The organism is Spirosoma endophyticum (assembly GCF_900112365.1).
In the GTDB taxonomy this organism is placed as follows: Bacteria; Bacteroidota; Bacteroidia; order Cytophagales; family Spirosomataceae; genus Spirosoma; species Spirosoma endophyticum.
Window position 1 is genome coordinate 196,803 of sequence record NZ_FOLQ01000006.1, and the last position, 13,519, is coordinate 210,321.

Sequence of the window (13,519 nt, forward strand, 5' to 3'; positions counted from 1 at the left end):
CCCTTACATGAATGGGAAAAGCTTCTGATAAGCCCATTAAATACGTGGTAATTCGAGACTATTTAGCTGAAAAGTATTTGTTTCGTTTTAACACTGTAGCGATTGATTTAGAGTACGCAGACAAAGAAGATAATATTTTTAAACCCTTAAATCCGGCAGACCTTGAAGAAGAATTATATGAGCAGGGTTTCACCGGATTTGATAAACAACTTAATACGCTCTTGAAAACGACAACCTTAGTTCCACGCTTTAATCCCATTGTTGAATACTTTCAAAACCTTCAACAGTGGGATGGTCAAACAGATTATATTGAAACGTTAGCCGATTATGTGCAAACAACAGACCAAGATTTTTGGCGCGCACAATTTAAGAAAATGCTTGTCCGTATGATTGCTCAAGCGTTCGGCAAAATCGGTTTTAATAAACAATGCATCGTATTATTTTCAAAACAGAACGATGGCAAAACCTATTTTTGGGAGTATTTAGTAAATGGTACTCCCCTATGGGATTATTATAAAAAGAACCCGGATATTATTGGTAAGGAAGCAAAACGCGCATTAGCGGAAAACTTTTTGCTTAATCTTGACGAACTGTCTGCTTTAACAAAACAGGATGTAAACCAAGTAAAAGCAACGTTTTCGGAATCTCAGATTAAGGTCCGCTTGCCTTACGATAAAAAGGATTCGATTATGCCCCGGAATGCCAGTTTTGTAGGCTCCACTAATAAGCGTGAATTTCTAGTCGATGAAACGGGTAACGTGCGCTGGGTGGTTTTCGAGATAATAATAATAAACCACAACGAAGGTCAGCCGGGCGGTTACGTCGATGTAGACATCAACAAAGTATGGGCGCAAGCCTTTTACTTGTTTATAAACGATTATGTAATCAATCTTACCAAAGAAGACCTAGCGCACTCGGAAGCCAACAACGAGAAATACGGCGCACGTACTGTTGAGTACCAAATGCTACTGCAACACTTTACCCCGTCTGATAAAGAGAACGGCGGTCAATTCTTCCAGCCCTTCCAATTGGCCCAAATACTAAGCTCCTTAGTTGAAAACCGCGTTAGAATCATCCCCGAAAATATTGGCCGTGCCCTTACTAAAATGGGAGTTGAGCGGAAAGCGCACCGAATAGGACAAAACGTAGCATATGGGTACTGGTTAAAACAACTCCCAAATCAGGGCCAAACGCTAGAGATGGCCCCCGTTAGCGGTCCATTTTAAAAAAATACTCTTTTTCTCAAATCGTCTTACAACACTTACAACATTCAACATTAACGCTTGTCTTTCAATGCTTTATATGTTGTAAGATAAATCTTATTCCTCTTACAACAACATACAACATCTTACAACAAATAGAGCGGATTTATTGAAAGTGTTGTAAGTAGGTTTTTGAGAAGTTGGGGTAAAAGGGGTCAGTAGATCAAGGGATTACGCGTAAATGTTGAATGTTGTAAGTGTTGTAGGCACTTTTTTGAAAACTTTATTTTATTCTTTTTTCCACTCCTTTCTTTTCGGCGGCAAGATTTATAATTATTCCGCCGAAAAGAAAGCATAACCTTCAATCAAACAATGGAAAATGCTTTGGTTTTACGGGCGAAAGAAGTATCAATCCCCGCTTATCTATATTCCCGCAACATAATACCAGCAGAACATAGTAGGAGCGCAATTAATGACTATGCGTACTTCTCCCCTTTCTCTAATGAACGCACCCCGTCTTTCTTTGTCAACTCTCACAAAAACGTATTTACTGACTATAGCAGCGGTGAAAAAGGGGATGCGATACGTTTGGTCTTACTACTTGAGAAATGCTCGTTTATAGAGGCCGTAGAGCGATTGTTAAGTATAGACAACGTTTTACCTGACTCACTGGTAGAAAAGCCAACCAACGAAACAAATGAAGCTGACAGGGGGAAACACATCATTACGGATGTTACAGAACTCAGGCATTACGCGCTAACCCAATATGTAGAAAGCCGGGGCATTCCAATACATCTGGCTAGACGGTGGGTGAAGCAAATACACTACTCGTTGAATGATCGTAATTATTTCGGGGTAGGGTTTGAATCAGATAAAGGAAGTTGGGCGGTACGATCCAATAAGTTTCAATGTAACATCGGCGGCACCGGCATACGTACCATTCCCAGACCTGGCAATAAGGTTTATTTGTTTGAAGGCTTTTTCGACTTCCTATCTGCTTTGGTTCACTATGGAGTTATTCAGCCAAGCCATACTACAATTGTGCTTAATAGTACCACAAACCTAAACGATCAATTAATTAAGCAGTGGGTAGTGGATGGCAAAGTAGTATTTACGTTTCTGGACAATGACGATACCGGAAAGAAAGCAGTCATTAAGTTACGTAATGCCGGTTGTACGGTAACAGATTGCTCTGGATTATACGCCGAATACAACGATTTCAACGACCTTATTAAAGCACGTATATAGGCTTTTTACTGGCTTTCGGGGGGCTTTTGGCTGGCTTTCGGTAAAAGTTTGGTAGGCTTTCGGGGGCTTGGATTATAACACCTTAAGGTAACTAAGGTGTTTCTTTTGCTTTGTTAGGGCACAACCACATAGTTTCTAAATACAATTTATATGAAATCCTTTTACGAAAAAGAAGATTACTCAATTGAAGACATTCAATCACTTATAACTAATGAAGTTGAAGAATCTATTTATTTAGATTTTAAGGAAGCAGGGGCATTAGATAAAAGTGATGGCAAGCGGAAAGATATTTCTAAAGACGTAGCTTCCTTTGCTAACTCAGATGGAGGCATAATAATTTATGGGATTAAAGAATTAGATCATAAAGCTCACTCACTTTCTTATGTAAACGGAAATATATTTACCAAAGAATGGCTTGAGCAAGTTATCAATTCAAGTATTCAAAGAAACATTCCTAGCTTATTAATATTCCCATTAAGAGAAAATGGAGATATAGAAAAAACCATTTACATCATCAAAATACCAAGAAGTATTGATGCACCACATATTTCTAAAGATAACAGGTTTTACAAAAGATTTAATTTTCTATCCGTCCCTATGGAAGAATATGAAATACGGCAATCATATGGACGAAAATCAACTTCTTTTTTACAGATATTTGGATGGGGTTTTTCCAAAAACGAAGCTAGAAGTAATAATGAAAGAATCCAATTTGAATTTTCAGGGACTATTATCAATTCTGGCGACGTTGTAGAATCAACTTACAAAGTGAATGCATATATTAATAATCCGCCAAAGTCAATTGATATATCGTATGATACTACAAATACTAATCATTCACACACAATAATGGAAAATAAGAGGATTAAAATTTCGGCTACAGGTACTTCTCCAATCTTCCCAAATGAAACCCTAACCGTTCTTAGGTTTAATATAAGCCTTCCTTTAAATATTATCCGAGAAGTCGTTAAAGATGTAGAGATTGAGTTAAGAGTTATGTATTCTGGCGGAGAAGATCAAAGTTTTATTAAATTAAATGATCTTGCACTTAAATATACTGACGGTTGAAGTTTAATAAATTATTAATTTAAAAGCCCGTTCACATCGAACGGGCTTTTTTTATATCAATAAATACAAATCCTATTTCGGTTCTCCCAAATAATCAAATACAATTTTAACAAGCCGGGGCGGGAATTTTTGCCTTTGTCCATCTCTCCAACCAATATCCTGTTTAATCGGCTCAATCCACTTTTCAAATAATGGTCTAGTTACTCCATAAGCCATTGCAAAATCAGTCTTAGTATATACGCCCATTTTAGCCGAATCCATTGATTAAAGACCGTTTTTATCGGTTAACGTCGGTTATCGTTAGTTACCGGGCGTTAAGATACGCAAACCTAAATATATACTAAAACGTAAACTAATATTGTATCACTCAAATGGGTAATGCAATATGGCAGACCTTAATACAATTTATGTTCCGTATGATGAACAGCTAGACCCTGATGCATTAGGAAATGCTTTAATAAAGTATTTACCGGCACCGGTAGGAGAGACAATGGCAAACAGTGCAGAAATTAAAGCTGACCGTTTGCAAGTCCAAAGTTTCAATGCTCAAGTAAAGGCAACGATAGCCGATGTTAAGCTTCCTTACACATCGGATGTTAACCGGCTGGATTGGTTGGCCACTCGAATTAAAGCCGTTTCTAATCGGACAAATTTAATTCGGCAACGCGTAGGTGTTCTCAATATCCGATATGCAGAAGCAGCAGCAGCCGGAACCGATAACGCCTTTACCATTTTCAACCAAACGGCATCTGCCTTGCCCGTTGTTGGCGCGGCCTTTGGATGGGTGGGCGCACTGGCAAAAAGGGAACAAGCGCAGTATAATCTGACCAATGCACTTGGAGCCAAACAAAGTATTGAAGGCTACACTGCCGATGCCGCGCTACTGGCACGGATTAACAAACAGTTGCTTGATGAATACCAAGCGTCCAATCTCTCCCCTACCGATGAAACGGTAAGCAATGCGGCTACTGCCATTCCAACATGGTACTATTTCGTAGGCGCGGGGTTGCTACTAATCTTTCTCTTATGGCTGAAACAGCGCAATTCTAAACGGGGTAGACGATGAAAAAGGGATTTATAATTATTGCAATCGTCCTGTTGATTACGCTCTATATCGCTAATAAGATCAACACGGCAAGGCAATTGGAATTTAGTGTCGGGATTCCCAAAGAGGTGAGTTTGAAAACCGGGGCGTTGACCTTCATTTTACCGCTCAAGGTGCAAAACGTTCTGGCTACCAGCTTACGAATTAAAGCCTTAGACTTTGATATTCTGACAGCCGGTAAATCACTGGGTAAGGCACTACTGACAACGCCGGTTACGATTGCCGGGAATGGGTTCACCATCATTAACGTGAACGTAAGCATTTCAGCCTATGAAGTACTTACGGCGGCAAGCTCCTTTGTCAACCTGTTCAAATCGGGCAAAGTCAATCTAACCTTAGATGGCTTGGTTTACGCGGAAGGCTTTCAAGTTCCCATCTCTCAGTCTTTCGACCTGGACTATAAAAACGTACTATAATGTTTACAACGGATACATGGTGGAGCCTTGCGTTAGCGGGGGTAACGGATGCTGATATACAGTCCTATATCAACGATTACGGACTGACTCCGGAAGCACCGACGGACCCGAAAGTAATTGCCGATCTGACAGCCGCGAAAGCGAAAGCAGCCGCTAACGGGGATACGAAGTTTGAGAACATCTTTAACAAGGTTCTCACCTACGGGGACAAGATTCTAAGCATTCTGACTAAGAACGGAATCTTAGAAAATAAGAATCTAGCCGCTCAAGGCTATTCAATTGACTTGTCCAACGTCGCAAAAGACAACGCTATTGACAGCGCACCGTCCACAAGTAACCGCGTTTTCAACCTTGATTTCTCAGACCCTAAGACGCTGATTATCGCCTTTTTGGTCGTGATGATCCTTATCTACTTTCTCTTTTTTAACCCAAAATCAAAAAATGGCAAACGCTAATGTTAAGGTTGCTCAGATAGGGCAGACCGCAGTAAACCGGCCTATTTATGAAGTGCAAACCCCGTTTGCTAAGTCAGTTTTTGCAACGAACGCCGATGGCCGGTACGTGTTCAAAAACCGGGCTTGGTTGCAATCAATTGGCGTTAACAGTATGGTTGTCACGGATTATGTCGATACGCCTTCTGATGATTTGAGCCGAATGTTAAGCCTTGATTCGCAAGGTATGATGCCAAAAGGACGGGCGTTCCCCGGTGTCGTATTAGGGAGCGGATTGGCATTCATAGCGGATTTCAAACCGTACGCGGGTTGGAAGTTGTTAGGTCCAACTAACTACCTGCCATTCAATTACTAAGGAACTCTTTCTCTTTTTTTTCTCACAATTTATTTTTCTAAACAATGGCTTATACGCAGGTAGGTTATTTGGGTAACACTGGCCCAATTTTTACGGATGACAGTCCGGGCGGTGGTAAGAAAATTATGCTCGTTGGCCGTAACTACGGGGGCGTAATGAAACTGGTAGCCGTACAACCGGCTTACGTTGCCAACTTGAACGGTGGTTTTGCTCCGGCTGATTTCGTACTTGGCAATTACGTTGATTTGCAGGTTGTTGGCGACGCTCCAACGTATCGTCAACCTAGCACCGGTGCCGCGTTCGTTGGGTATGTAGCCGTTGGTTCTGACTGGGTTACGGCTACGTCAACCGCTGGCAACGAACCGGGAACAGGTTCGGGCGGCACCACGACGGGCGGTTCTACGTCAACCGGGGGCGGCTCGACTTCGACCGGGGGCGGGTCTGTATCAACGGGTGGTGATACCACTTTCAGCGCACCAACGATTATGGAACAGGTTTCTACCTTCCTATCGAACTATTGGTGGTTGGTGTTAATCATCGTTGGCTTCCTACTCTGGAAACCATTCATAGCACCGGCACTTGGTTTCTCCAAAAAGAGACGCCGCTAAAATAAAACAACCCCGACGAAGGGGCGGGTTTCGGTAGGATCGTAACCTTTAGAAACCGTAAGTCCCCATTTTTTTAACCCCCCTCATTTTTAACCAAAAATGGCGAAGCTCAGAAAATTCCCCAAAATGCCGAAAGCCGGTGCAAGCTTGGACACCCTTCAAAACGCACAAAAGCGGTTCGCAGAAGTGAAAAAACATAACGACGCAATCAAGCGGGAAAAGCAGCAGCGTTCAGCAGCCCGTAAGAAGTTGTCCGACATGAAGAAGAAATAGAAGAAACCGGGGGGCTATAATGGTATGTAAACCGTCCCTTGAATGGGTTGTCCCCCGGCTTCTTTTTCAACTCTTTCACCTTGCGTATATATGGACACGGTAGAACAAGCAATCCAATCGTTACAGCTTAATGAGTCTCCTTATTGGTGGTTGTATCAGGGTAACGGTAAGGTTGCTCAGAACATAAAGGAGACTGATATGCAAGCCAGTGTTCAGGCACTTAGAAACGCCCTTGCTCTATTACCCCCCGGCTCTTATAAGCTTGAACACTCGCAGAAAACAAACGACCGTTCCGGCTCTTTCAAATTCCCTTTTATGAAGGGAACAACTGTTCAAGCACTTATGCAACCAGCCCAACCAGTTAGCACAAATAATCCCTACAATATTCCAGATGATAAGTACAAGCAACTGGAATCGGAGATACGGCACAAACTGAGTGTTGAGCGGGTACTGGCAAAAGTTGAAGTATTCTTGGATGAATGGCCGGATTACAAAAAGAAGATTGATACGCTTTGGAATGAAGATCAAGATGGCGATGGAATACCGGATATTATGGACACGGTGAAAAAAGCGGGTGAAGCCGTTACCGCCGTTGGACAGGTGAAAAACGCATTTAAGGGAGCATCCCTATTTGAGTAATCCCCCTTCCCCTTGCATCCCCTACCCCCTACCGCTTAAACACAACAACCATGTTAAACGACAAAAAATCTGTACAAGTTGGCCTTCTTAACGGCAAGCCTTTGATGGCATCACAAGAATTAGTTGAAGCCGCTCAAGCAAAGGCAATGGAAACCCCTAAAGTTTTCACATTAGAAGATGCCTTGCAAGCCTGCAAAGGACTCTTTAATGCACTCTCAAAGGCAACGGGTGATCCTGTTTTATCCATTGACATTATCAACCGGATAACGGACGGGATCAACGAAGACCCGGCATTTGCCCAACAGGTGTTAACCCCTGAAAACATCCGTAAGGCATACGCTTTGAAAGCGAAAGCCGATGCTGGAAAGATTGGCATAGCGGATATAGAACAAGCTTTCCCTATTCTCAAAGAAAAGTTTGGACCGCTTCTGGCGATTGCCAAAACGTTTTTATAGTTCGTTTTTTTACTTCTTAACTGCTTAATACCGTGAACGATAGATTAAAAGCCGCCAACGATGGAGCCTATAATAATTTACTCCTTATAGCCCTTGCAGGTATCGCTATTTACTTGCTCGTTCGGGGTTGGAGTAAGAGTAAGCAGCAAACCTATCTCGATGCCGTTGGTACGGATAAAAACAGCCAGATAGCGTTGGCCCTACGGGATGCCATGAACCGTTCCGGCATTCCCTTAATGATGTCGATAGACGGAACGGACACGGCACTGATTATGCAACAGGCGGCACTAATCACTGATTACAAGGCCGTTGCTGATGCCTACCGGGTGTTATTCAGTGGGTCAGAACTGACCACTGATTTAACCCAAGAACTGACACGGGAAGAACTGATACAATTTTGGGCAGTGGTACAGAAAACCGGGGGAACTACGACCGGGGGCGGCTCAACTTCAACCGGGGGAACGGCTACACCGTCGCTCATTGGTAAGACCGTTACGGCAAAACAGACAATCAATATTCGTATTGATAAAGCCCCGTACGATGTGGAATCAGGCTTTTTTGGGGGGAACATACAGGCGAAAGCGGGTGATTATTTAGGCACCTACGTAAGCGAAATGATACTTCCCAACATTCCGTATAGTGGCAATCGTAACACGTTTGTTCGCTACAAAAGCGTAACGCTTGGTATCTCAGAATACCATTGGGTAGACAAAGCAGGGGTTAAAATCGGGTAATTATGGCACTACTAGCATACGAAGTTGAATCCAAGTTCTCAAGCGCAAACATAGCCAAAATAAAGGCTATTGCATCCCGGCTTGGAGTTGACCCGAACTGGTTAATGATTGTATTCCGATTTGAATCGGCCAATACGTTCCTGCCATCCGTTCGCAATAAAAACAGCGGGGCCGTTGGTCTAATTCAGTTCACTACCGTTGCAATTAAGGGCTGGAACGTCACCCTTGACCAACTGGCAAAAATGACGGTCGATCAACAGTTGGACTATGTAGAAAAATACCTTTCGCCCTATAAAGGCAAAATGGTTGATCTGTATAATCTCTACCTGGCTGTTTTTGCCCCCGCTTATATAGGGCGGCCAAATAGCCAAAAAGTGTATGCCAGTCCGTCAAATGCTTATACGTCAAACAAGTCACTTGACACGAATAATGATGGTATAATAACCGTAGGAGAGATTAAAGAGGTTATTACCCGATACATTCCAACCGGCTATAGTTCAGGGGTTTCTACGCTTACGGAAGTGGCACAACCGCTCCCGCTTGCGCTCATTCTTATCGTTCTTCTTATTCTCTACTTTCTCTTAAAACGCAACTAGCGATGGCTTCTAAAATTTCTTTCATTACAGTTATTGCGGGTCTTTTGGTAGTCCCCGGTGGTCAAAAGTCCAAGCTCATCAATGCGGGTAATACCCCTATCCTACTCACTGACACGGCGGTTGACGATGCGTTGGCCGTGCTGACAGAAGAACAGGCAAAGGCCGTAAAACACGCTATGTTTTCAATGGCCCCCGGCACCGTGAAATCACTGGCAACCGGCACGTACAATGTCGATTTGGGTGATTCGCTGAATGCGTCTGTTATTCTGTATTCGGAGCATCCAGAGCCAAAACCGGCAAAACCTGTTGTTCCAAAGGAGTCGGAAACACCATTGGCCAATGGTACAAACGAGAATCAAAACCCTCAGTAATAGGGGGTTTCTGAAATAAAATCTTTCCTCTTTTTTAACTAATTCTTGAGATGAATAAGCCACTAGTAAAACGCTCTCAGTTTATCCTAATCAACACGTTGGTATCTGTATCACAGTTGATTGAAGCCGATGAAGTGTACGTTACTCAAGTTCTTCCGTCTGCAACGCCTATGAAAATACAGCGGCAACGGGAAAAGGATTTAGCCGCTCTTATTGCGGATAATAGTACTGCCATGACCGGGGGCGCAATTCAAACGTACGTTACGCTCGATACAACATACGGACGGGTAAATCTGGATAATCCGGCAGACGTTGACGGTAAACTAACCAATAAGGTAGTTACCACAACGGCGGGTGATTTAAAACAGGCCGACCGAAATCCCCATGCCAGCGTGGGTATGAAGGAGCGGGTAACGTTTGCCCCTGTTGCCGCCAATACCCAATCAAGTGTTTTGATTGAATTGGTACACTATATACCGGCTGGCGAAATAAGCGCATAAGCTACCAGTTTTAACTATTCGCTCATTCGAGAGGGCCGGGGCGTAGCATTCGCCCCGGCTTTTTTAATACCCATTACTCACATGAAAAACTACCTAGTTTCTTTATCCCTTCTAACGGGTCTATTCCTTCAAACGGCTAGCCATTCCCGCACCCTTATTTACGCGGATATGGTGCCAGCAACGGAGCGAGTAGCCTTTGAAAATGCCGTTGTTCTGAGTGCTGATAGACTTCACATTGACCCGAACTGGTTAATGATCGTCTTTCGGTTTGAGAGTGCCGGCACGTTTCGACCAAGCGTCAGAAACAAGTATTCGGGGGCCGTTGGTCTAATTCAGATGATTCCGTCAACGTGCAGGCGCGTAGGCACTACGCCCAACCAATTAGCTCGTATGACGCTGGTAGAACAACTGGTTTACATCGAAAAATACTTTGCTCCCTATGCCGGTAAAATGCACGATGTCTACGATGTCTACATAGCGGTATTTGCCCCGGCTTTTTTGGGTCAGGCTAATAAAACCATACTCTATCGGGCGGATTCACCTAGCCAATTGGGACGCAATCGATATTACTGGAATAAGGTGCTAGACGGGAATAAAGACGGGTTAATTACCATCAAGGACGTAAAAAAACAAATCAAACAGTTTGTCCCGAAAGACCTACCTAAGTATGAAGACTTTAGAGGAATTGAATAGTGATGAGCAAAATCTCAAAGCTCAACTAGATAAGATTGCAGACGATAAAATCAAGGCCGCTCAAGAAGAAAAAGACCAGAAACTAAGCTTGCTGGGCGTACTGCAAACAGAAGCGGAAGGATTTCGGGAACAGGCGAGCAAAGCAACCAGCGATGCCGAAAAGCGGAGTTTGTACGGCTACGCGACTATTAACGAGCGCAAGATTAAGGAGCTACAAATCGAACTCGGCATCTATTCGGGGGAAAGCGTCGTTCCCGAAACCGATTTTGTCTATGAGACAAAACAGGCCGTTCTACGCAAGATCAACCAGATGATTATCAAAGCGGCCATTACATTGGGGGGCTACTTTATTACCAACTCACTCGCCGGGGCTATCGATGCCGGGTTTTTCTCTGCTGTTCTGCAACAAATCTCGAATCTGTTTTTCTATGGTTCGGCTCTTTTCGGGGGCGTTTGGCTGTGTGGTATGATCTTGTATTGGTTCGTTTCGGACTACATAATCAATGAGTTATCAGACGATTTTAAAGGGTTAACGCCCTTCCAAAAGATTCTGATACTAGGCGGCATTTTCGGGATTCTCTTACATTTTCTTAACAGCGTCGTTCCCGACGCACTCTAATTTATGGTACTACAAGAACCTTTCAACCGGGCGGTTTACCAGCGGGATAACACCGGATCATCCTTTATCCCGATCATTGGAGACGGGGCAACGTCAAACGCTACGATAACTGCCATGTTCACGGTTATTAAAGTGGGTGCTGTTCAAACGCTGGAATATGCTTTGCCTATAAACCGAACCTTCAAAGCAAATGCCGATGGTTCGTTTTCAGGTCGCGTAGTGGTTCCAGGTGGATGGTATAAGCTAACGGTGAGTGATGGAACGACTTCGGCAGTTATCGACCGTGTAGGAGCGGGGGAAGTCTTTGTATTATTCGGCCATTCGTTTATGTCTGGGGGGCAGGATAAGAGTCATCAAATCGCTAGTACCGACGAACGGGTTAACGCGCTCGTTGATACCATCGGCAACGGGGGGAATCGTTTCCAGCAACTTACGCAGGTAATTGGTCCTATGCAGACGTACCCAGATAGCTGGGGAATGTTCGGGGATAAATTAGTCAAACGTCTGGGAGTGCCGGTGCTATTGTATGGGGCCGCGTATGGGGGTTCTAACATTCGCCAATCTTATGAAGTGTTAAATAACCTTCCCCGTACGGGATTGCCCCCCGGTGTGACTGACCCAACCAGCCGCCAACCGTTTGCGCCGGTTGAATTTGTTTTCGATAACTACGTAGTGAAAACAGGGGTTCGGGCGGTATTGTGCGAACACGGCTATAATGACCGGGGTAGCAGTGCTGACACGTTCGTACAGCAATTCGAGAATGTATTTAATTACATCCGTAATCACTGGAATCGGCCTAATCTGGCCTTAGTGCTGTTGCAGGAACAGTTTGTGGTCAATCCCAATATTCAGACGTTAACGGACCCTGTTACGGCGCAAGGCATCAAAAAGATTATTGAAACTTACCCGAATACGTTTATGGGGCCGGATTTCAATAAAGAGTATTGGCCCGCGTATTTTAAAAATAACGATCATCCTTTTGGGGCGGCTATTGACCAATACGCTTCTGATTGGAACGATGCTATTACGGCTGATTTCTTGAGCAAGTCTACCCCGTATCTCAGTCAGTCAGGCGCGGCCATTGCAACGGCTGAAGACAATACGTATAGCGTTGCCGGTGTGACGCTAAAGACGTTTGATTGGGCAATTATAGCCGGGTTGGGTGCCTTGCTTCTTACCATCTTTTTCGCTCGACAGAAGAAAGGATTTATCCTAATGTTTCTGATTCTAGCCGCTTTCGGGGCGGGTCGGATTACGGGCAAAGTTTAGTTTGTTTAACCTGGTTCAACTATTGCCCTGGCCGTCTTGAGCCGGGGCAATGTCTTTTCCAAATAATCTTCTGTTTTACGCGCTACGCTTGGCGTCATTTTTAGCATCGATGCAACCGATCAAACGGTCCTCAGGGAAAAATCCGCGAAACTGACCAAATATTATTCTGATTCTGTATGATTACTGAATTAATAAAAAACGGGTATTTCCGGGAAGTAACGACGGAAGGTCGCAAAGAATGGATCTTACAAAGTCCCGTTCGGGTGGTCATCAAAGCCGATGTTCTCAAAGGGTTAAAAGCGGCCTACCCTTTGCACGAAGAAACCGGGGGCATCCTGTATGCTTATCCGGTGAATGGGGATTTGATCGTAACGCGCTTTACCATCCTACCCAATCAATTAGGACCGACCGAGCGCAAAACCGGCTACAAGCCACTAGGGTCTGAGACCGAGCGCAACAAAGCGTTGCTGTCTGGAGCCTTACCGATTCGATTTCATTCCCACCCCGTAGAAATCTATGAAAACCCGTACGACCGTCAACCCCTTACCTTCTTTCAAAAAACATCTGTTGCTGATAGGCATAATAGCTATCTACCGATTACCGCCGAAGGCTACACGATTGTTTTACCAGATGGTCTACTAAGTGCGAATGATCGACTAGCCACTGACATTCGATTTTATCTGTATGGGGGCTTAGTCGCTCCTGATTCGCTCAAAGCCTTACTAACCAGCGAAAAGGTTTATATCTATTTCGCATTGGCCGCTACGTTTCTGACTTTATTTTTTTCGGGTCCGCGTAAAGCGTGGTCGATATTCCTTGTTGCCGCAATTGCTAGTGTTTTAGTATTCATTATCGAAAAGCGGCCAACGGGAACGACGAATACAGACAATGATTTAATTATTTCAATCCCATAGCT

General features: G+C 43.9%; 20 protein-coding genes. 19 read left to right on the forward strand and 1 reads right to left on the reverse strand.

Annotation, left to right across the window (positions count from 1 at the left end; genetic code table 11):
* The first annotated feature begins 11 nt into the window (after nt 1–11).
* The 3 genes from BM202_RS17510 (at nt 12) to BM202_RS17520 (ending at nt 3,518) form a co-directional block, all read left to right on the forward strand.
* Nucleotides 12–1,226: a VapE domain-containing protein gene (locus BM202_RS17510; RefSeq protein ID WP_093828399.1), complete on the forward strand. Its 1,215-nt coding sequence runs from the start codon at nt 12–14 to the stop codon at nt 1,224–1,226.
* A 348-nt stretch (nt 1,227–1,574) separates the two neighbouring features.
* On the forward strand, nt 1,575–2,450 hold the full coding sequence (locus BM202_RS17515) for a CHC2 zinc finger domain-containing protein (protein ID WP_093828401.1): 876 nt from the start codon (nt 1,575–1,577) through the stop codon (nt 2,448–2,450).
* A gap of 150 nt (nt 2,451–2,600) precedes the next feature.
* Nucleotides 2,601–3,518 carry an AlbA family DNA-binding domain-containing protein gene (locus BM202_RS17520; RefSeq protein WP_093828403.1) on the forward strand — a complete coding sequence of 306 codons (918 nt, stop codon included), beginning with the start codon at nt 2,601–2,603 and terminating at the stop codon, nt 3,516–3,518.
* 72 nt (nt 3,519–3,590) lie between these two features.
* Here the strand turns inward: BM202_RS17520 and BM202_RS17525 are convergent, their stop codons facing one another.
* Complete coding sequence (locus BM202_RS17525) at nt 3,591–3,779, reverse strand: hypothetical protein (protein WP_093828405.1); 189 nt, start codon at nt 3,777–3,779, stop codon at nt 3,591–3,593.
* Nucleotides 3,780–3,903: 124 nt separating this feature from the next.
* Between BM202_RS17525 and BM202_RS17530 the strand changes: the two genes are divergently transcribed.
* From BM202_RS17530 to BM202_RS17600, 16 genes are all read left to right on the forward strand, one after another.
* Nucleotides 3,904–4,584, forward strand: coding sequence for a hypothetical protein (locus tag BM202_RS17530; RefSeq protein ID WP_093828407.1), 681 nt, complete (start codon nt 3,904–3,906; stop codon nt 4,582–4,584).
* Nucleotides 4,581–5,039 carry an LEA/WHy family protein gene (locus BM202_RS17535; RefSeq protein WP_093828408.1) on the forward strand — a complete coding sequence of 153 codons (459 nt, stop codon included), beginning with the start codon at nt 4,581–4,583 and terminating at the stop codon, nt 5,037–5,039. Before BM202_RS17530 ends, BM202_RS17535 begins: the two co-directional genes overlap by 4 nt.
* A complete protein-coding gene (locus tag BM202_RS17540; protein ID WP_093828410.1) occupies nt 5,039–5,494 on the forward strand; it encodes a hypothetical protein in 456 nt (151 codons plus the stop codon). The genes BM202_RS17535 and BM202_RS17540 overlap by 1 nt, the downstream gene beginning before the upstream one ends.
* The gene (locus BM202_RS17545) at nt 5,481–5,846 is read left to right on the forward strand and encodes a hypothetical protein (RefSeq protein WP_093828412.1); all 366 of its coding nucleotides are present in this window, start codon (nt 5,481–5,483) and stop codon (nt 5,844–5,846) included. The genes BM202_RS17540 and BM202_RS17545 overlap by 14 nt, the downstream gene beginning before the upstream one ends.
* A 44-nt stretch (nt 5,847–5,890) precedes the next feature.
* On the forward strand, nt 5,891–6,454 hold the full coding sequence (locus BM202_RS17550; protein WP_093828414.1) for a hypothetical protein: 564 nt from the start codon (nt 5,891–5,893) through the stop codon (nt 6,452–6,454).
* Nucleotides 6,455–6,553: 99 nt separating this feature from the next.
* A complete protein-coding gene (locus tag BM202_RS37280) occupies nt 6,554–6,727 on the forward strand; it encodes a hypothetical protein (RefSeq protein ID WP_177236618.1) in 174 nt (57 codons plus the stop codon).
* 90 nt (nt 6,728–6,817) lie between these two features.
* A complete protein-coding gene (locus tag BM202_RS17555; protein WP_093828416.1) occupies nt 6,818–7,366 on the forward strand; it encodes a hypothetical protein in 549 nt (182 codons plus the stop codon).
* 50 nt (nt 7,367–7,416) lie between these two features.
* On the forward strand, nt 7,417–7,821 hold the full coding sequence (locus BM202_RS17560; RefSeq protein ID WP_093828418.1) for a hypothetical protein: 405 nt from the start codon (nt 7,417–7,419) through the stop codon (nt 7,819–7,821).
* A gap of 32 nt (nt 7,822–7,853) precedes the next feature.
* Nucleotides 7,854–8,555, forward strand: coding sequence for a hypothetical protein (locus BM202_RS17565; protein WP_093828420.1), 702 nt, complete (start codon nt 7,854–7,856; stop codon nt 8,553–8,555).
* A 2-nt stretch (nt 8,556–8,557) separates the two neighbouring features.
* A complete protein-coding gene (locus BM202_RS17570; protein ID WP_093828422.1) occupies nt 8,558–9,151 on the forward strand; it encodes a hypothetical protein in 594 nt (197 codons plus the stop codon).
* 2 nt (nt 9,152–9,153) lie between these two features.
* Nucleotides 9,154–9,522 (forward strand): hypothetical protein, encoded by a 369-nt coding sequence (locus BM202_RS17575; RefSeq protein ID WP_093828424.1) that lies wholly within the window; start codon nt 9,154–9,156, stop codon nt 9,520–9,522.
* 50 nt (nt 9,523–9,572) lie between these two features.
* The gene (locus tag BM202_RS17580; RefSeq protein WP_093828426.1) at nt 9,573–10,022 is read left to right on the forward strand and encodes a hypothetical protein; all 450 of its coding nucleotides are present in this window, start codon (nt 9,573–9,575) and stop codon (nt 10,020–10,022) included.
* 81 nt (nt 10,023–10,103) lie between these two features.
* A complete protein-coding gene (locus tag BM202_RS17585) occupies nt 10,104–10,715 on the forward strand; it encodes a transglycosylase SLT domain-containing protein (protein ID WP_093828428.1) in 612 nt (203 codons plus the stop codon).
* Complete coding sequence (locus tag BM202_RS17590) at nt 10,690–11,334, forward strand: hypothetical protein (protein ID WP_093828430.1); 645 nt, start codon at nt 10,690–10,692, stop codon at nt 11,332–11,334. The genes BM202_RS17585 and BM202_RS17590 overlap by 26 nt, the downstream gene beginning before the upstream one ends.
* Nucleotides 11,335–11,337: 3 nt before the next feature.
* A complete protein-coding gene (locus tag BM202_RS17595; protein WP_093828432.1) occupies nt 11,338–12,603 on the forward strand; it encodes a hypothetical protein in 1,266 nt (421 codons plus the stop codon).
* A 176-nt stretch (nt 12,604–12,779) separates the two neighbouring features.
* Complete coding sequence (locus BM202_RS17600) at nt 12,780–13,517, forward strand: hypothetical protein (RefSeq protein WP_093828434.1); 738 nt, start codon at nt 12,780–12,782, stop codon at nt 13,515–13,517.
* The last annotated feature ends 2 nt before the right edge of the window (nt 13,518–13,519 follow it).

Bases quoted from the DNA above. Each gene is read 5' to 3' on its own strand.
- BM202_RS17580 (WP_093828426.1), top strand. From the start codon at position 9,573: ATGAATAAGCCACTAGTAAAACGCTCTCAGTTTATCCTAATCAACACG.
- BM202_RS17575 (WP_093828424.1), top strand. From the start codon at position 9,154: ATGGCTTCTAAAATTTCTTTCATTACAGTTATTGCGGGTCTTTTGGTA.
- BM202_RS17555 (WP_093828416.1), top strand. From the start codon at position 6,818: ATGGACACGGTAGAACAAGCAATCCAATCGTTACAGCTTAATGAGTCT.
- BM202_RS17570 (WP_093828422.1), top strand. From the start codon at position 8,558: ATGGCACTACTAGCATACGAAGTTGAATCCAAGTTCTCAAGCGCAAAC.
- BM202_RS17540 (WP_093828410.1), top strand. From the start codon at position 5,039: ATGTTTACAACGGATACATGGTGGAGCCTTGCGTTAGCGGGGGTAACG.
- BM202_RS17550 (WP_093828414.1), top strand. From the start codon at position 5,891: ATGGCTTATACGCAGGTAGGTTATTTGGGTAACACTGGCCCAATTTTT.
- BM202_RS17530 (WP_093828407.1), top strand. From the start codon at position 3,904: ATGGCAGACCTTAATACAATTTATGTTCCGTATGATGAACAGCTAGAC.
- BM202_RS17545 (WP_093828412.1), top strand. From the start codon at position 5,481: ATGGCAAACGCTAATGTTAAGGTTGCTCAGATAGGGCAGACCGCAGTA.
- BM202_RS17515 (WP_093828401.1), top strand. From the start codon at position 1,575: ATGGAAAATGCTTTGGTTTTACGGGCGAAAGAAGTATCAATCCCCGCT.
- BM202_RS17560 (WP_093828418.1), top strand. From the start codon at position 7,417: ATGTTAAACGACAAAAAATCTGTACAAGTTGGCCTTCTTAACGGCAAG.
- BM202_RS17600 (WP_093828434.1), top strand. From the start codon at position 12,780: ATGATTACTGAATTAATAAAAAACGGGTATTTCCGGGAAGTAACGACG.
- BM202_RS17590 (WP_093828430.1), top strand. From the start codon at position 10,690: ATGAAGACTTTAGAGGAATTGAATAGTGATGAGCAAAATCTCAAAGCT.
- BM202_RS37280 (WP_177236618.1), top strand. From the start codon at position 6,554: ATGGCGAAGCTCAGAAAATTCCCCAAAATGCCGAAAGCCGGTGCAAGC.
- BM202_RS17520 (WP_093828403.1), top strand. From the start codon at position 2,601: ATGAAATCCTTTTACGAAAAAGAAGATTACTCAATTGAAGACATTCAA.
- BM202_RS17585 (WP_093828428.1), top strand. From the start codon at position 10,104: ATGAAAAACTACCTAGTTTCTTTATCCCTTCTAACGGGTCTATTCCTT.
- BM202_RS17510 (WP_093828399.1), top strand. From the start codon at position 12: ATGGGAAAAGCTTCTGATAAGCCCATTAAATACGTGGTAATTCGAGAC.
- BM202_RS17525 (WP_093828405.1), bottom strand. From the start codon at position 3,779: ATGGATTCGGCTAAAATGGGCGTATATACTAAGACTGATTTTGCAATG.
- BM202_RS17595 (WP_093828432.1), top strand. From the start codon at position 11,338: ATGGTACTACAAGAACCTTTCAACCGGGCGGTTTACCAGCGGGATAAC.
- BM202_RS17535 (WP_093828408.1), top strand. From the start codon at position 4,581: ATGAAAAAGGGATTTATAATTATTGCAATCGTCCTGTTGATTACGCTC.